The following is a 16367-nucleotide window of genomic DNA, read 5'->3' as shown; positions in this document are numbered from 1 at the left end:
GGTCGCCGTGCGCACCAGCATGGCGCCGTAGCGGCCCCGGTGATCGGATCACCTGTATCGCAAGAGCATTGCGGTCTCCGGGTCATACCAGCGGCACGCCTCGGGCGGCAGGTACAGATCGGTCGTGTCGCCCTCGGCGGCGCGGAAGCCCGGCGGCGCCTGGACTTTCACGGTCTGCCCGCCGACGCGGAGGGTGAGCAGGGTCGATGAGCCGAGCGGCTCGAGCACTTCGAGTTCGCCGCGCATTGTCGCCTCCGCGGGGCCTTCGCGCACCACGATGGCCTCGGGACGGATGCCGAGCCGGAGCGTGCCGCCCGCGAACGACGACAGCGCCGCCGGAACGGCGAGCGACTGGCCGCCCAGATCGAAGCGCGGCCCGGCCTCGGTCGCGGCGACCGGGCCGGTGAGGAAGTTCATCGGCGGGCTGCCGAGGAACCCGCCGACGAATTCCGTCGCCGGGTCGTCGTAGACCTCGGTCGGCGGGCCGCACTGGACGACCGCCCCGTCCCGCAGCACGGCGACGCGGTTGCCCAGCGACAGGGCCTCGACCTGGTCGTGGGTGACGTAGATGGTCGTGGTGCCCAGCTCCGCGACCAGTCTTTTCAGCTCGGCCCGGAACGACAGCCGCAGTAGAGCGTCGAGGTTGGACAACGGCTCGTCCATGAGCAGCACATCGGCGTCCATCACGATCGCCCGCGCCACCGCGACACGCTGCCGTTGCCCGCCCGACAGCCGCGCCGGGTAGCGGTCCAGGTACGGGGTCAGCTGCAGCAGTTCGGCGGCCCAGGCGACCTTGCGCCGGATCTCGTCGGCGGGCACGCCGTGCACGCGCAGGCCGAAGCCGATGTTGTCGGCGACCTTCTTGTTCGGGAACACCGCGTAGGACTGGAACACCATCGACAGGTTGCGCCGCCGTGGTTCGAGGTAGGTGACGTCCTTGCCGCCGATCACGATCTGCCCCGAGTCCGGCAGCTCCAGCCCCGCGATCATGCGCAGCAAGGTCGTCTTGCCGCAGCCGGACGGCCCGAGCAGCACCATGAACTCGCCGTCGGCGATTTCCAGCGAGACCTCGTCGGTGGCACGGGCCGTGCCGCCGGGATAGGTCTTGACCAGATCGCGGACCAGCACCTCGGCCATCAGCGAACCCCTGTCATCTGAGCGTCGTCCCCCACATGTTCACCAGGTAGCGCCGCATCACGAAGATGAACGCCAGCGCCGGGATGATCAGTGCGAAGCCGCCCGCGAAACGGTAGGCGGTCGACGCCTCGTCCAGCGCCGTGAGCACCTGCGCGGGCAGCGTGCGGTGCCCGAGCGTCACGATCGTCGCGCCGAGGATCTCGTTCCAGGACAGGACGAAGGTGAAGATCGATGACGCGGCCAGCCCCGGCAGCGCCAGCGGCACCACGACCCGGCGCGCGGCCTGCCACCGCGTGCACCCGAAGACCTGGGCCGCCTCCTCCAGATCCGGGGGCACCGCGACGAAGATGCTCGCCGTGATGAGTACGGTGGTCGGCAACGCGAGCGTGGTGTGCACCAGGGTCACCGCGAACACCGTGTCGTACACATCGAGCCGCAGGAACACCGTGGCCAGCGGCACCGAGAGGACCACGATCGGCAGCGCGCGCACGAAGAGGACGAAGACCTGATAGGTGTCCTTGCCGCGAAAGGCGTGCCGCGCCAGCGCGTAGCCCGCAGGCGCCCCGATGACCAGCGACCAGAACACCGTGTAGAGGCCGACGAGCACCGAATTGCCCAGCGCGCCCGCGGTTCCCGTGGCCCGGAAGAACGAGACCAGGGTCTCGGTGGAGAACTCGCTGGGAATCAGCGGCTTCGGGAACTCGGTGAGCGCCGCGCGGGAGGACACCGCTGCGAGTCCGATGAGCACGATCGGCAGCGCCATGAACAGGCTCACCGCCGTGCAGGCCAGCTGCACCCACACCGCGCGCCTGCGACGCCTGCGCAGTGGTGCGCGGTCGATCGGCGGCAGTGCGCGCCGCGCGGCGCTGTCGGAGGTCATCGGGCCTGCTCCGGCTGCCGGACCGCCCGCAGGTAGAACACGGCGGTGCCCAGCGAGATCGCCAGCACGATCAGTGAGACGGCGCTGGCCACCGCCGGGTTCTGCAGATTCGCGTACCACTCGTAGGTCTCGCCGACCAGCAGCGGGAAGTCCCGGCCGGTCAACGCCTGTGCCACGGCGAAGGCCTGCAACGCGAGGATGGTTCGCAGGATCAGCGCCACTTGCAGGCTCGGCCCGAGCAGCGGCAGCGTCACGTGCCGCAGCCGTTGCCAGAGGCCGGCTCCGAACACCTGCGCGGCCTCGTCGTAGTCGCGCGGGATCATCTGCACGCCCGCCACCACGATGACGAACACCAGCGACGTGGCGCGCCAGACCTCGGCGACCACCACGGCCAGCAGCATGGTGCCCGCGTTGCGATAGCTGAGCCACTGCACCCCGTCGTCGGACAGCCCGATGCCGACCAGCAGCGAATTCAGGTAGCCGCGATTGTCGAAAACGGCCAGCCACACCAGGCCCGCGGCCAGTTCGGAGATCGCCAGCGGCAGGCACCACAGATAGAAGTGGCCGCCGGCGAACCGCGGCCGGGCCTGTATGAGCAGCGCCATGCCGACGGCGAGCACGAGCTGGACCGGCACCACGATCACGATCAACAGAAGGGTGTTGCGCAGGGCGGTGAGCACGTATGGATCGTCGAACAGCCGTTCCCAGTTGGCGAGGGTGAATCCGCCGCCGCCGCGGAACGCTTCGAGCACCGCCTGCACGAGCGGCCAGCCGAACAGGGCCAGCAGCAGGACGATCGACGGCAGCAGCAGGAGCCACGGGGAACGTAGTCGCGACAGCACTGCTCACCCCACCCGGCAGAGGTCGGCGGCCGGGTCGGGAGCCCAGCACGGCACTTTCAGCTCGTCGAGGATGCCTTGCAGGACCCGGGCCTGCTGATCCAGCGTGGAGCGGATGTCGGCCCCGTCGAGCACGATCGAGCGGAAGCTGTCCTTGAAGACCTTGCTCACCTCACCTTCCCGCTGGCCGAGACCCACCGGCGGCAGCGAGAGAACGGCGCCGGGCGCCTCCTGCTGCCTGCGCACCGCGTCGGCCTCGAGCTGGATGGCCGGGGGCAGGTCGGCGGGGATCGCCGTGTCCACCGCCGGGAAGAAACCGTTGGAACGCAGCAGCCGCAATTGGGTTTCCGGGCGGGTGAGCGTGCTGATCGTCCGCTGCGCGAGTTCGGGATCCGTGCTGCCCTTGGGGATGGCGAGCCCGGCGATCACGGCCATGTAGCCGAGACCATGTGCGCCCCGGGGCGCAGGAAGCATCCGCCAGTCGCGCGGGTCGCGCTCGGGCGCGTGAACCAGGCGCACGACGTGGTCCCATGCCATCCGTACTTCCCCGCTGTCGAGCGGTTCCTGCATGAAGTCGGCATTCGTGCTCGACGGTGCGCAGTTGGCCCACAGCTCCCGCAGGTACTGCCACGCCGTCACGGCCTCCCTCGAGCGAAAGGTGGTGATCTGGCCGCCGGTGAACGAGGGCAGCAGGAAGCCCTGGACGAACCGGTGCAGCAGGCCCTTCGGCCCCGCGGGCAGCCCGAGCACGGGGCGATTGCCGTTGGCGCGCCGCGCGGCGACGGCCCAGTCGAGGAACTGGTCGTAGGTCAGCGAGGCGGCGTCGACTCCGGACGGCAGGTGCGCGAGCGCGTCCGTATGCGCGGCGAGCACGTAACTGGCTGTGGCCCAGGGGATGTACCACGTGCGATCGGTGCCGACCTTCGCGAGGTCGAGGTAGTCCGCCTGCCAGCCGCGTCCGCCGAGGTCGGCGAGCAATCCGGTGAGGTCTTCCAGGTAGCCGTCGGCGAGTGGCGCGATGTCGCCGTGCAGACCGCCGAGCAGACCGATCCTGGTGGCGCCCGCGTCGACCTGGCTGCGCACCTGGCCTGCGAACGGACTCTCCTCGATGGTCACGTAACCGACGCCGGGTGCGGCGGCGGCCAGCAGGGTGCGGAACCGCTCAGCCTCGTCGGCGGGACGGAACTGGGTGGACAGGAAGATCATGCCGCCGTTGCCGCTGGTCGCGAAGCCGGTGCAGGCCGCTGCGGACAGGGCCGCCGCGCCGGAGCCCGCCGCGCGCAAGAAGGATCTGCGCGTCAAACCGGACACCAGCATGCATGGCTCCTGTTCGGGCACAAGGTGTTTCCGACTTCGGTCAGGTCGGTCAACATAGGTGCGCTGAGAGATATTGTCAATATGCCCGCGACGGTCCGCAGCACTCCCCGATGCCCACCGAGCGGAGGGTGCGAGGATCCGCTCGGTGGGCTCACCGCCGCGCGCCGGGGACGTGCGCGCCGGACAGAGGCGGGTTGAGGGATCCCGTCCGGCGGGCGTAACGCGTGGCGGTCGGCGCTTCCGTCGAGCGGGCGCGGCGAAGTCAGGGCACGAGCCACGCCGCCCGGCGGAAACACGTCATTCGGTGAACAGCGATGATCGACGGCCTGCGCTGGCCGACGGCACCGATGCCCGGCCAACGCTAGAACCGGCGCACGCGGCCGACCACGCGCACCGAGCGCGTCTGGAGACCTCACGAACACTTCCGCCGCGACTAGGGAAACGGCACAAAGCAAATGCGGAAGCAGGCAATTCCCGAATTCGGCGAAGGGTCGTCCGGCACAAGCGATCGGCTGGAAAACGGTGAATTGTCCAGATCACCAGGTGATCACGGTTCCGCAACGTTTTGCGGCCGCATCATGGAGGACGCTGCACCCCAGCCGCCGGTGGCCAACCGGTGGCTAACCGTTTGGAGATTCCGTGTCCGCCATCGCGATTCCCGTTGCTCGCATCGTGCTCGGCGCGGTCGCCGTCGCCGCCGCGCTGACCCATCTTCCTTCCGCCGCGGCGCAGGGCACCGGCTCCGCCGAGGCGGGACCCGCGACCACCGCCACGCAGGCGCCGATCCCCGCGCCCATGCCGATACCGCGCGGACCGGTGACCGCCATCGTCGTGCTCGGCTACGGACTGCTGCCCGACGGCGGCATGCGCCAGGAACTGGTCGAGCGCCTGCACGCCGGATACGTGCAGGCCCTGCTGGCTCCCGTCTCGCCGATCATCGTGACCGGCGGCAACGCCCGCAACGGTGTCACCGAGGCGCGGGCGATGGCCGACTGGCTGATCGCTCACGGCATGCCGGCGGCGCGCGTCCATCTCGAACCGGAGGCGGGCACGACCGCGCAGAACGCCGAACGCTCGGCGACGATCATGCGCGCGATCGGCGCACGCGACGCCGTGGTGATCACCTCGGCCGACCACCTCGACCGCGCGGTGGGCACCTTCCACGACGCGGGGGTGGACGTCGTCGGCACCGTCACTCCCGAGCAGGTGCCTCCCCTGGCCTGGCGGTTCGGGCCGCTCTTCTGACGCGACCCCGCCGCCGACCTCTTCGCAATACAGGAGCAACCATGAACGACACCGCGGCGAATCCGGCCGAGCAGGCCAGGTCACTCGTCGACCATCGTTATCGTTCCACTCTCCGCTACGAGGTGGAACGGGAGAAGATCCGGGAATTCGCTCGCGCGGTCCAAGATTCCCATCCCGCGCATCGCAGCGAGGACGCCGCAGCCGAACTCGGCTTCCCCGGACTCATCGCGCCCGCCACATTCAGCTCGATAATCCTCACCAGAGTGCACCGCGAAATCCTGGACACGCTGATCACCGGTTACGACCCGACCCGGATATTGCACGCCGACCAGGTTTTCGACTTCGGCAGGCCGCTGGTCGCGGGCGACCGGCTGACCTGCGACATCTATTTCGAATCCTTCCGCCACTTCGGCGACTACGACGTTCTCGCGATCAAGAGCGTGCTGATCGACCAGCACGGCATCGTGGTGCAGACCGGCTCCAGCGCCTTGCTCGCCCGGGTCGGCGGGCGCGATCCGGGGTTGGCCGACGCCGTGCGCAGAGTAGCCATGCGCCATCAGCGCCCGGACGCACCGGCCCGGGGCAGCGCCGTCGTCCCGGCCGCGGCCGATCACCTCGCGCCGACGCCCCTGCGCCGGATCCCGCGTCCGCGTATCGATTTCGCCGACCTGTCGATCGGCGACGAACTGCCCGTGCGCACCATGCGCCTGTCGCGGGGCGACCTGGTCAACTACGCCGGGGTGACCGGCGAAGCCAATCCGGTGCTGTTCGACGAGCGGGTCGCGGTCGCCAGCGGCCTGCCGACCGTGGTCGCCCCCGGCATGCTCAAGCTGGGTCTGGCGACCTCGTTCCTGAGTTCCTGGCTCGGCGACCCCGCGACGCTCACCCGTTTCCGGGCGCAGTTCGCGCACAACACGCACTACCTGCGCATACCTGCCTTGGGCACAGGCGTGATCCACTTCCGCGGCCGGGTCACCTCGCTCGACCCGCGCAAGCGGCGGGCGACCGTCGCGGTCGACGCGCGCGCCGAAGGACGCAGACTGTTCGGCTATGCCGCCGCCGAGGTGCGCTTCCCGTAAGGCGGTGACGCGCGGGCCCGATCAGGCCGCCGTATCGGCCCGACCGCGGGCACCCGCCTGCGGCAAGCCGGTGAGCAGCGCCAGCCTGCGGTGCGATTCCAACCGGGCGGCGCGGTCGTACGTGCTGGTGTGCACGAGGACCTCGTCGGCGCCCGTCCGGCGCACCAGCCGCTCCAGTCGGTCGGCGACCTCGTCCTCGGTGCCGTACAGATGGCCGCGCAAACCCTCGTCGAAGATCCGGCGCTCCCGGTCGGTCATGGTGCGCGCCTCGATGTCCGCCGGCGGCAGCAGCGGCGGGAACTCGCCCCGGGTGCGTGCGTACACGGCCGACCACGCTTCCGGCAACAGCAGCCGGTGCGCCTCGGCGGTGGTGTCGGCGACGACGATCGACGCGGACACCACCACGTAGGCAGCCGCGGCCACCGCACCGGGACGGAACTGGGCGCGATAGCGCTCGATGGCCTCCGCCATGCGATCCTCGCCGCCGACCGCGGCGATGACCAGCGGCAGTCCGAAGCGGGCGGCGCGCTCGGCGCCGGACCCGGTCGCCAGCAGGAAAGCCGGGACGCGCAGTCCCTCCGCGGGCCACGCGTGCACGCCGTGCCTGCCCTCGGTGAAGTACGCCAGCAGTTCGGCGAGCTGGGCGTCGAAATCCTCCGCGTCGCGTTTGTCGTGCCCGAGCGCCCGCCGCACGCCGTCGGTGAAGCCGACCGAGCGGCCCAAACCCATGTCGATGCGCCCCGGGTAGAGCGATTCCAGCACCCCGAACTGCTCGGCGACCACCAGCGGCTGGTGGTTGGGCAGCATCACACCGCCGGTACCGATCCGGATCCGGGAGGTCGCCGCCGCGGCGGCGGCCGCGAGCACGGTCGGCGCGGAGCCGGCCACGCCGGGCACACTGTGGTGCTCGGACACCCAAAAGCGGTGATATCCCCACTGCTCGGCGAGCCGGGCGAACTCGACGGTCTCCCGCAACGCGGCCGGATGGCTCTGACCGCGGCGGACGCGCGAGCGATCGAGGACGGAGAACCGGACAGAAGACAGCGCCGAGGTCATACCGATGTCAACGCGACCGCGCCGCGCTGATTCCGCCGGTTCACGACGGCGTCGGCAGCCCCAGCGCCTGCGCCAGCACCCGCCACGCCTTCGGCAGCTGCTCCTGGAAGTCCGGCCAGGTGTGCATGCCCTGCGCGGTGTATTCCAGGGTGGCGGGGATGCCGAGCTCGGACAGCCGGCCGGCGAACCGCTCGGTGCAGGCCCGCGCGCCCGCCTCCAACGCCGCACCGCCGCCCGCGGTTTGCAGAGCGTCGGCGACCGAGGGGGAGTTCGCCACCGACACCAGATCGGCTCCGGTCGGCAGCCCGGTGGCCGCCGAGAGGTAGATGGCGGTGCCGCGCAGATTCTCCGCGTGCAGCAGGCTGTCGTGCGCGGCCCATTCCGGTGAGCTGGGCGGCCCCCAGAGATTGTTCACGTTGCCGCCGCGCGAGGCGACCGTGATGGTGGTCACCGCGTGACCGAGCGGATCGGCGGTCGAGTAGCACCCGCTCATCCCGGCGACGGCCCGGTACCAGCCCGGATGACGCTGGGCGAGCATCATCGCCGCCTGCGCGCCCATCGACACCCCCGCGATGGCGCGGCGCCCGTCGGTGCGCAGCAGCGACTCGACGATGGGCGGCAGCTCGGTGGTGAGGAAGGTCTCCCAGCGGTTGAGTCCCAGCGCGGCGTCCTGCCGGACCCAGTCGCTGTACATGCTGCCGGTGCCGCCGCCGGGAAGCACGACGTCCACCGGTTTGCCGGCGAAGAACTCGGCGGCTCCGCCCTTGGTCAGCCAGGCCGACGTCGGATCGCCGTCGACACCGTCGAGCAGGTACAGCACCGGGCGCGGCGCCTCGCCGCCGCCGCGCAGGATGTCGACGGTGATGACGCGGCGCATCGCCGCAGAGGCGATCGACAGCCGTTCGTGTCCCCCGCCCATGTCCTCGATCGACAGCAGCCCGGTGCGGGTCATGGCCGGGTCGACGGCGGGCGGCGGGGTCCGCGGCGCCGGATCGGCGAGCACGGGCGCAGCGGCGACGGTGGCGATGAGGGCCATCGCCACCGCGGTGATCGGCACACGGGGACTCATCCGGCCGCGGCGGCCCGTTCCGCTTGTCTGACCGCGGCGCGTTCGCGCTGCTCCTCGAACCGCCGCGCCCGCATCTCCAGGTCTTCGAGGTAGGCGTGCAGCTCCTCGCGGGCGCGTTCGCCGTCGCCGGTCAGATCGTCGCGTTCGAACACGCGCCACGCGCGCAGCACCGGACGCAAAACCACGTGGAGATGCTGGGGCAGGTCGTAGATGCCGTGCTTGGCCAGCAGCACCGCGTTGCGCCGGAAGTTCGGCTGGCCCAGCCCCGGCATCTGGAAGCGGGTGACCACGGTGGTGATGGCGCGCAGCGCTTCGTTCGGCACCAGGTCGATGGCCGCGGCGCTGATGTTCCGGTAGAAGATCATGTGCAGGTTCTCGTCGGCGGCAACACGCTGCAGCATACGCTCGGCGATCGGTTCTTCGCAGGCCGTTCCGGTGTTGCGGTGGCTGATCCTGGTCGCCAGCTCCTGCAATGTGACGTACGCCACCGAGTGGAGGAATTGCTGCTCTGTGTGGGGTGTGGCGAAGCCGGTGGTCATGTGCGCCATCCGGGCCTGCTCCAGCAGCACCGGATCGACCGCGCGGGTCACCACCAGATAGTCGCGCATCACGATGGCGTGGCGGTTCTCCTCCGCGGTCCACCGGCCCACCCAGGTACCCCATACGCCGTCCAGTGAGAACGAGTCCGAGATCTCCCGGTGATACGACGGCAGATTGTCCTCGGTGAGCAGATTCGTGATCATCGCGGTCTGCGCGACCTCGGAAAGCGTGGACTGGCCCGGCTCCCAATCAATTCCGCCGAGAGCGGCGAAATTGCGCCCGTCGTCCCACGGTACGTAATCGTGCGGATTCCAGGACTTCGCCTTGCGCAGATGATCATTGAGCAGGCGTTCTGCGGTGGGTTCCAGCTCGCGCAGAATATCGCGATCGGACAACGCGGTGGTCACTCGAACTCCTTTGCTCACCCCAGAGATCAGGGCACAGTCGACGATACCGGCGAAATATCAGGCGGAACGACCGATCACGCGATCGTTGGGCGCGGTGACGATGGCCATATGGCCGGGCTGGGGCAGTTCACAACCAGGGGTTTCGCCGGCGTCGGCCACCCGATACAGTCCCGGCGGCCTGCCCGCGGCCCGCAGCCGGTCCAGCAGATCGTGTGCGCGGCCGGCCAGTTCCGGGATGCGCGCGGTGCGGCCGGTGGCCACCGCCGCGGTCAGCGGGACCTCGGCGGCCTCGCCGACGATGGCGAGCACGTCGTCGGTCATGGCGAAGGTTCCGGTACGGGCGGGCACGTCGTCGAGCGGAACCAGCACCGTGCCGCCCGCGGCGGACAGCACCGAAAGCGCCCGTGAGCCGAGCGGATCGGCCAGTGCGGCCTGCACCCGGCGCAGCTTGCGCCGGGCCGCGTCCGTGCCCGTGACGGGTCTTCGCTCGTCCGGGTGCGCCGGAATGCCGAGCGCGACGACCTGATACGACCGCGCGATCGGAATGCCGGTCGCCCTGGCGAGTTCGCCCACCGCGTGCCCGCCGAGCAGCGCGGAGACCAGCGTCTGAGCCGCGGTCTGATGTTCTCGCGCGACCGCCCGGTGCTCGTCGACATAGGCGGTGGACGCCGCCACGGTCACCATCTCCAGCACGTGGACCGCCAGTCGCGCACCCGCGAGGAAATGATCGCTGTGCTCGTCGGCGGCCTCGTCGGCGAGGAATTCCAATCCGCTGCGAATTTCGTCGTGATACGCGGCCAGCACCGTTTCCAGTGCGATGCCCTCCCGCGCCCAGCGCGAGGCGAAACCCGCGATCTCCGGCGGCCGGGCGGTGGCGGGCGCCGGACGGGGAGCCATCAGTTCGACGGCGGCCGCGAGACAATTCCGCGCGGTCGTCGCGACGTCGCCGGACGCGTCGCGGCCGGAACGCCCGGCCAGGTGTGCGACGAGTTTCGATGTCAACGTCTCGGTACTCGTTCTCGGCTGCCTGCCCATCATGCCTCCCGAAGGTTAGCGTCGGATCGTGATGGAATCGAGATATGTGCCGCCGAATCGGGTAAGTCATCAGCGGCCGCCCGACCCGTTGGGCGCAATCACAAGTTTTTCGATGGTAATTCGCGGGGCCTCGTCGGGCACGAACGGAACCGCTGCGGCACCGCGCTTTTCGGGTCCCGGCACGCGCCGCCGCGGACCCACCGCATTCCGGAGGATGTGACGCAGCGCCGTCCGCGCATTTCCGGCGCTGCGTCGAGATCACCCTAGATCCGGGGGCGCCGCCGTGAGTAGTCCCCGCCCGCGCTCTGAGGACGGTTCATCGACACTCACGGCCACGATTGGGACGTCGCACAGTCCGTGTCGTCGCACCGGCCCGCGTCCTCGCGTGCTATGAACCGTTGGATCGAGAGGCAAACCTGTGAGCTGTTCCGAGAGTTCTCCCGAATCGCTGTGCAGCAGCACGCGCCGCCGATAGCATCGAGCGCCGCGCTGCCGTACGGCGTCGCGACGAGTTTCGAAGGGCGACAAGACATATGAGCGGTACGCGCGAAAAGCTGGACGAGCTGCGGGGGATCCTGGAGCTGGCCGAGGAACCCGCGGGCGAGAACGGCATCGCCAAGCGCAAGGCCAAGGGCATTCCCAGCGCGCGCGAGCGGGTGCGCGCGCTGCTCGACCCGGGGAGCTTCGTGGAGATCGGGGCGCTGGTGCGCCAGCCGGGCACACCGGGGGCCATGTACGGCGACGGCGTGGTCACCGGTCGCGGCCGGATCGACGGCAGGCCGGTCGTGGTGATCGCGCACGATCAGACCGTCTTCGGCGGCTCGGTCGGCGAGATGTTCGGGCGCAAAGTCGCCGCGGCACTGGATTTCGCCACCCGCAACGCCTGCCCGGTCGTCGCGATCAACGACTCCGGCGGCGCCCGTATCCAGGACGCGGTCACCTCGCTGGCCTGGTACGCGCTGATGAGCCGCCGCCAGGAACGGCTGTCGGGCTTCGTGCCGCAAGTGTCGATCATGCTGGGCAAATGCGCGGCCGGGTCGGTCTACGCACCGGTGAACACCGACATCCTGATCGCGACCGAGACGTCGTACATGTTCGTCACCGGCCCCGAGGTGATCAAGGAGGTCACCGGCGAGGAGGTGAGCATGGAGGAACTCGGCGGCGCGCAGGCGCAGGCCGCCACCGGCACCGTCCACCACGTCGCCGCCACCGAGCGTGACGCCTTCGACTGGGCGAGGAAGTATCTGAGCTATCTGCCGACGAGTTGCCTGGAGCCGGGCCCTGTCGTCAATCCCGGGCTGGAGCCGCAGGTCACGCCGCACGATCTGGAGCTGGACTCGATCGTTCCCGATGCCGACCGGCAGGGCTACGACATGCACGAGATCTTGCTGCGCCTATTCGACGACGGCGACTTCCACGAGATCAGCGCGGCCACGGCGCAGAACCTGATCACCGGCTTCGCCAGGGTGGACGGACGCAGCGTCGGGGTGATCGCGAACCAGCCGCTGGTGCTCGGCGGCGCGATCGACGCCAAATGCTCGGACAAGGCGACGCATTTCATCCGACTGTGCAACGTGTTCGGGTTGCCGCTGATCTTCGTCGTGGACACTCCCGGCGTGCTGCCCGGTGTGGAGGAGGAGCGCAGCGGGGTGATCAAGCGCGGCGGGCGGTTCTTCCGCGCGGTGATCGAGGCGACCGTGCCGATCGTGACCGTCGTGGTCCGCAAGGCCTACGGCGGCGGCTACGCCGTGATGGGCTGCAAGCAACTCGGCGCCGACGTCAGCTTGGCCTGGCCCACCGCGCGTATCGCCGTCATGGGCGCGGAGAGCGCGGTGAGCATCGTCGGCAAGCGGCAGCTCGCGCAGGTGGACCCGCAGCACCGTGCCGCGGTGCGCGACGCCATGATCGAGCAGTACAACACCACGGTGGCCACCCCGTGGATCGCCGCCGAGCGCGGTTACATCGACGCGGTGATCGAACCATCGCGCACCAGGCTCGAGATCCGCCGCGCGTTGCGCCTGCTGCGGGACAAAGAGGCGAGCGCCGAGCCCAACCCGCGCAAGCACAGCCTCTTCCCGGTCTAGGCGGCACATGGATCCGGTTATGTTGTGTCACAACGTAACCGGATCCATGTGGTGGGATCTCCGGCGATCCGCGGCGAATCGGGCCGTCCGGTGCGCCGATGCCTTAATCTCAGGACAGTGCCGGACCAGCGTCGTTCGCCGCGTCGCGGTCCGGCACGCGACGTGCCCGCTGCGCCTGTTCCCTACCCTCGCCCGGCGGGCACGCCGCACCACGGCTCAGCCGTGCCCCCAGGTGAGATCGGCCGTCATCCACTCGGTCTCCCAGCGGCGCAGCCGCCGCCGATCGAGTCCGCGGCGCAGCAGCAGGTAGCAGCCCACGAGCAGGATCGAAACGCCGAGCACCGCACCGGCGGTCAGCATCACCGCCTTGCTGGCGGGCTGGGTCGACGACGGCGGCTCGACGATCGCGCCGCGTTCGTTCAGCCAGATCGGCACGGTGGAACCCGGCTCGACCACCGTGGTCGACTGGTAGTCGCCCGTGTGGTCCACGCCGTCGGCGTCCTTCCAGGACACGCGCGCGGGCACCACCGGCGCGTACAGCGGCGCCTTCCCCGTTTCGATCACGGTGGCGTCGACGCGGTGCAGCCGTGCCGTCTCGGCTTGCACCGCTGCGGTCTCGACGCGGTACACCCGGCCGCCGACCGTCACCGCCAGTATGGGCACGACGATCAGGAACACCAGGGCCAGCAGCACCGCCACCCCCGTCTGCACACGGTCTTCGCCGCGACGCAGGGGGTTGCGATCCAAGCCGACGCGTCGGCACGTGCGGCGGTACATGTTCACCGACCCGGTAGACATGACGGTGACTCCTCGTTGCGGATTTCGGCGGTGAGGGTGACGAGGGTGTCGAAGAACTCCTCGACGAGGCCGGGCAGTCCCATCGGATCCGGGCCTGCCGCCCAGCTCTGCAGCGCCGCGAGCAGCATGCCCGCACCGGCGCCGACCGCGACGGCCGGACGCGGATCGGTCTGCGGATCCACCCCCAGCCGCGCGGCGATGATGCGGACCGATTCGCGTTGCCCTTCGATGCGGATGCGCTGGTAGCCGGCGAACAGTTCGGGTTCGTCCTCGAAGCGCTGGAACAGCGCCCAGCGGCGGGCGAGCAGCGACGCGCGGGCTCCGCCGTACTCGGTGGCGAGCCAGTCGTGGACGGCGCCGCGATAGGCGACCAGGGGCGGCTCGGCAAGGGGACGACGGCACAGGGCTTCGTTGAACAGATGCACGTCTTGGTCGACATCACCGAGGATCGCCTCTTCGATGGAGGCGAAGTGCCTGCTGAACGTGCGCCGGGTGACCCCGGCCCGCAGCGCGATGTCCTCGACGGCCACCGCGTCGAGGCCCCGCTCGGTGAGCAGGTCGAACGCCGCGCGCGACAGCGCCTCGCGGCTGCGCCGAGTGCGCAGCCGACGGCCGTCCAGACCGACACCGTCGTCGCTCATGCACTCGAGCATACCCCTATTGTCCCAATGGGACAATACTTTGCTCTTCCCCTGCATGCGCATCACCTCGCAGGAGAAAATGCCCCATTCGGGCGCGCTGAATCGCCTGGGATGCCGGGCCGGAGCGGGCGGCGGGGTGCGGCCTGCGGCCGGTCAGTTTCTCCGTTTGTCCACGGGTTCGTCGACCGTCGGCGCAACGCCGTCGCGCAAGATCTCGAGCATCCGACGGGAGTGCTCCGGTGACGGGGCCAGCAGCGAAAGCTGGTTCAGCACCGCGTAGTACACGTCCAGGTCGGCGATCTTGTCCAGATACAGCGCGCTGGTCAGCTGCTGGAGGTACACGATGTCCGGCAGATCGGACTCGGCGAAGCGCAGGACGGTGAACGCGCCGTCGGTGAGCGCCGGGCCGCCGACATGATCGGCCAGGATCTGGATGGTGATGTTCGGCTGTGCCGCCGCGTGCAGCAGGCGGTCGAGTTGGGCGCGCCAGACGGTCGAGCCGCCGATCCTGCGGCGCAGCGCGGCCTCCTCGATGAGCATCCACACCTGCGGCGGGTGCGCACCGGCGAGGATCTCCTGCCTGCGCATGCGCAGCGCGACCCGGCGTTCGATCGCGTCCTGCGGCTCGCCCGGATGCGACAGCGTCAGCAGCGCGCGGGCGTACTCCGGGGTCTGCAGCAGTTCGGGGACCGCCCTGGGTTCATAGCAGCGGATCAGGCGTGCCGCCTGTTCCAACCCCAGATAGGTGTCGAACCACTTCGGCAGCCAGTCGTTGTCCCGCGCCCACCAGCCCGACGCGTTGGCCTGCCTGGCCAGTTCCAGGTACCGATCCCGTTCCGCCGGGTCGGTCACCTCGTAGAGGTCGAGCAGGTCGACCAGATCGCGTTCCCGGCAGCCGGTGCGCCCGAGCTCCAGCCGGCTGATCTTCGAATGCGACCCGCGAATGGCCTCACCCGCCGCCTCGCGGGTGATGTTCTTGGCCTCGCGCAGGCGACGCAGCCGTCCGCCGAGGACCATCCGCAGGACCGTTGGCCCGCCTCCGGACACCGGCTGGGCGCCGAGCCCCGCCGCATCGGCCGCCTGTCGTACGTTCGAAGGACGCATGCCCCGAGTCTGCCATGGTGACCCTGGCGTTATCTACGGCCGAAAGTCCCTGTAGCGCCGCGCATCCGCAGGCGCACGGATCGGCCGCCGGGTCCAGCCGATCAGGCGGAACCCGACGGCAGCTCGACGATCTGCGGCTCCCGCTCGCGCAAGGCCGCGATGAGATCGCGGGTGTACTCGGGGGGCGCGGCATGCACCGACAGCAGGTTCGCCACCGCGCGGTAGGCCGCGAGATCGGCGTCCTTGTCCAGGTACAGCGCGCCGGTGAGCTGCTGGAGGTACACGATGTCCGGCAGATCGGACTCGGCGAAGCGCAGCATGGTGAACGCGCCGTCGGACACCGCGGGACCGCCCACGTGATCGGCGAGCACCTGCACGGTGATGTTCGGCGCGTCCGCGACCCGCAGCAGGTGATCGAGCTGGGCCAGCCACACCTGCGATCCGCCGATCCTGCGCCGCAGCGCCGCCTCCTCGACGATCAGCCACATCTGGGGCGGGTCCGGCCTGGTCAGGATCTCCTGACGGCGCATACGCAGGGCCACCCGCCGTTCGATCGCCTCCTCGTCCTCGTGCGGATGCGCGAGCACGAACAGCGCGCGGGCGTACTCGGGGGTCTGCAGCAGCTCCGGGACGACCCTCGGCTCGTAGCAGCGGATCAGCTGGGCGGCGTGCTCGAGCCCGAGATAGGTGTCGAACCACTTCGGCAGCCAGTCGGTGTCGCTCTGCCACCAGCCCGAGGTGTTCGCCTGCTCGGCCAGCCGCTTGAACTCCGCGCACTCGCGCTCGTCGGTGACGCCGTACAGCGCGAGCAGGTCCACCAGGTCGCGCTCCCGGAAACCGGTCCGTCCCAATTCCAAGCGACTGATCTTCGAATGCGAGCCGCGGATCGCCTCGCCCGCTTCCTCGAGCGAGATGCCGCACGCCTCCCGCAGCCGCCGCATCCGCGCGCCGAGGATCATCCGTAAGGCGGTCGGACCGCCCTCGACGGCGGGAGTTGTTCCACGCCCGATGGATTCGTTCTGAGGCCGCACTACCGAAGCACGCATGCACAGAGTCTCCCATGCTCGGTGCCCGCACTCCAGCACCGAACCGGGCGCACCGAGGCGTATGCGCAGGTGTAAGCACATTCGCAAGGT

15 protein-coding genes are annotated in these 16367 nt (G+C 69.9%); 3 read left to right on the top strand and 12 right to left on the bottom strand.

All coding sequences use genetic code 11. The features are described 5' to 3' along the window. Positions 1–48: 48 nt before the first annotated feature. The 4 genes from U3653_RS08555 to U3653_RS08540 are packed head-to-tail and all read right to left on the bottom strand — an operon-like array spanning position 49 to position 4173. Positions 49–1137, bottom strand: a complete 1089-nt coding sequence (locus tag U3653_RS08555; RefSeq protein ID WP_195079084.1) for an ABC transporter ATP-binding protein — start codon at positions 1135–1137, stop codon at positions 49–51. Positions 1138–1150: 13 nt separating this feature from the next. Continuing rightward, a complete protein-coding gene (locus U3653_RS08550; RefSeq protein WP_195079083.1) occupies positions 1151–2017 on the bottom strand; it encodes a carbohydrate ABC transporter permease in 867 nt (288 codons plus the stop codon). After that, positions 2014–2859 (bottom strand): carbohydrate ABC transporter permease, encoded by an 846-nt coding sequence (locus U3653_RS08545; protein ID WP_323124087.1) that lies wholly within the window; start codon positions 2857–2859, stop codon positions 2014–2016. The genes U3653_RS08550 and U3653_RS08545 overlap by 4 nt, the downstream gene beginning before the upstream one ends. 3 nt (positions 2860–2862) lie before the next feature. Then, positions 2863–4173 (bottom strand): ABC transporter substrate-binding protein, encoded by a 1311-nt coding sequence (locus tag U3653_RS08540; RefSeq protein WP_195079082.1) that lies wholly within the window; start codon positions 4171–4173, stop codon positions 2863–2865. A 639-nt stretch (positions 4174–4812) separates the two neighbouring features. Between U3653_RS08540 and U3653_RS08535 the strand changes: the two genes are divergently transcribed. Further along, positions 4813–5418 carry a YdcF family protein gene (locus U3653_RS08535; RefSeq protein ID WP_323124088.1) on the top strand — a complete coding sequence of 202 codons (606 nt, stop codon included), beginning with the start codon at positions 4813–4815 and terminating at the stop codon, positions 5416–5418. Positions 5419–5459: 41 nt separating this feature from the next. Beyond that, positions 5460–6497 (top strand): fused (3R)-hydroxyacyl-ACP dehydratase subunits HadA/HadB, encoded by a 1038-nt coding sequence (locus tag U3653_RS08530; RefSeq protein ID WP_195079081.1) that lies wholly within the window; start codon positions 5460–5462, stop codon positions 6495–6497. A gap of 21 nt (positions 6498–6518) precedes the next feature. On the opposite strand, the gene U3653_RS08525 is transcribed toward U3653_RS08530, so the two are convergent. From U3653_RS08525 to U3653_RS08510, 4 genes are read right to left on the bottom strand one after another with little or no spacing between them, the layout of a single operon-like run. Further along, positions 6519–7553, bottom strand: coding sequence for an LLM class flavin-dependent oxidoreductase (locus U3653_RS08525; RefSeq protein WP_195079080.1), 1035 nt, complete (start codon positions 7551–7553; stop codon positions 6519–6521). A gap of 40 nt (positions 7554–7593) precedes the next feature. Beyond that, complete coding sequence (locus U3653_RS08520) at positions 7594–8610, bottom strand: alpha/beta hydrolase (RefSeq protein ID WP_323124089.1); 1017 nt, start codon at positions 8608–8610, stop codon at positions 7594–7596. An 8-nt stretch (positions 8611–8618) separates the two neighbouring features. Next, positions 8619–9569 (bottom strand): acyl-ACP desaturase, encoded by a 951-nt coding sequence (locus tag U3653_RS08515; protein ID WP_195079078.1) that lies wholly within the window; start codon positions 9567–9569, stop codon positions 8619–8621. A 57-nt stretch (positions 9570–9626) separates the two neighbouring features. Next, positions 9627–10571: an RsbRD N-terminal domain-containing protein gene (locus U3653_RS08510; protein ID WP_323124090.1), complete on the bottom strand. Its 945-nt coding sequence runs from the start codon at positions 10569–10571 to the stop codon at positions 9627–9629. A 566-nt stretch (positions 10572–11137) separates the two neighbouring features. Between U3653_RS08510 and U3653_RS08505 the strand changes: the two genes are divergently transcribed. Further along, on the top strand, positions 11138–12688 hold the full coding sequence (locus U3653_RS08505) for an acyl-CoA carboxylase subunit beta (protein ID WP_195079076.1): 1551 nt from the start codon (positions 11138–11140) through the stop codon (positions 12686–12688). A 216-nt stretch (positions 12689–12904) separates the two neighbouring features. On the opposite strand, the gene U3653_RS08500 is transcribed toward U3653_RS08505, so the two are convergent. The 4 genes from U3653_RS08500 to U3653_RS08485 all read right to left on the bottom strand — a co-directional run bounded on the left by U3653_RS08500 (position 12905) and on the right by U3653_RS08485 (position 16277). Then, the gene (locus U3653_RS08500; protein ID WP_195079075.1) at positions 12905–13486 is read right to left on the bottom strand and encodes an Rv1733c family protein; all 582 of its coding nucleotides are present in this window, start codon (positions 13484–13486) and stop codon (positions 12905–12907) included. Beyond that, on the bottom strand, positions 13468–14127 hold the full coding sequence (locus U3653_RS08495; RefSeq protein WP_195079074.1) for a TetR/AcrR family transcriptional regulator: 660 nt from the start codon (positions 14125–14127) through the stop codon (positions 13468–13470). Before U3653_RS08495 ends, U3653_RS08500 begins: the two co-directional genes overlap by 19 nt. Before the next feature lie 153 nt (positions 14128–14280). Beyond that, a complete protein-coding gene (locus U3653_RS08490) occupies positions 14281–15231 on the bottom strand; it encodes a Sco1979 family transcriptional regulator (protein ID WP_195079073.1) in 951 nt (316 codons plus the stop codon). Positions 15232–15332: 101 nt separating this feature from the next. Continuing rightward, a complete protein-coding gene (locus U3653_RS08485; RefSeq protein ID WP_323124091.1) occupies positions 15333–16277 on the bottom strand; it encodes a Sco1979 family transcriptional regulator in 945 nt (314 codons plus the stop codon). Between the last annotated feature and the right edge of the window lie 90 nt (positions 16278–16367).

This window comes from Nocardia implantans (assembly GCF_035544775.1).
Taxonomy (GTDB): domain Bacteria; phylum Actinomycetota; class Actinomycetes; order Mycobacteriales; family Mycobacteriaceae; genus Nocardia; species Nocardia implantans.
This window is presented reverse-complemented; position numbering and strand designations above follow the sequence as displayed.

What these genes read in the sequence shown, in the direction of transcription:
- U3653_RS08495 (WP_195079074.1), bottom strand. Translation starts at nt 14,127, where the DNA reads ATGAGCGACGACGGTGTCGGTCTGGACGGCCGTCGGCTGCGCACTCGG.
- U3653_RS08530 (WP_195079081.1), top strand. Translation starts at nt 5,460, where the DNA reads ATGAACGACACCGCGGCGAATCCGGCCGAGCAGGCCAGGTCACTCGTC.
- U3653_RS08555 (WP_195079084.1), bottom strand. Translation starts at nt 1,137, where the DNA reads ATGGCCGAGGTGCTGGTCCGCGATCTGGTCAAGACCTATCCCGGCGGC.
- U3653_RS08490 (WP_195079073.1), bottom strand. Translation starts at nt 15,231, where the DNA reads ATGCGTCCTTCGAACGTACGACAGGCGGCCGATGCGGCGGGGCTCGGC.
- U3653_RS08540 (WP_195079082.1), bottom strand. Translation starts at nt 4,173, where the DNA reads ATGCTGGTGTCCGGTTTGACGCGCAGATCCTTCTTGCGCGCGGCGGGC.
- U3653_RS08550 (WP_195079083.1), bottom strand. Translation starts at nt 2,017, where the DNA reads ATGACCTCCGACAGCGCCGCGCGGCGCGCACTGCCGCCGATCGACCGC.
- U3653_RS08525 (WP_195079080.1), bottom strand. Translation starts at nt 7,553, where the DNA reads ATGACCTCGGCGCTGTCTTCTGTCCGGTTCTCCGTCCTCGATCGCTCG.
- U3653_RS08505 (WP_195079076.1), top strand. Translation starts at nt 11,138, where the DNA reads ATGAGCGGTACGCGCGAAAAGCTGGACGAGCTGCGGGGGATCCTGGAG.
- U3653_RS08485 (WP_323124091.1), bottom strand. Translation starts at nt 16,277, where the DNA reads ATGCGTGCTTCGGTAGTGCGGCCTCAGAACGAATCCATCGGGCGTGGA.
- U3653_RS08500 (WP_195079075.1), bottom strand. Translation starts at nt 13,486, where the DNA reads ATGTCTACCGGGTCGGTGAACATGTACCGCCGCACGTGCCGACGCGTC.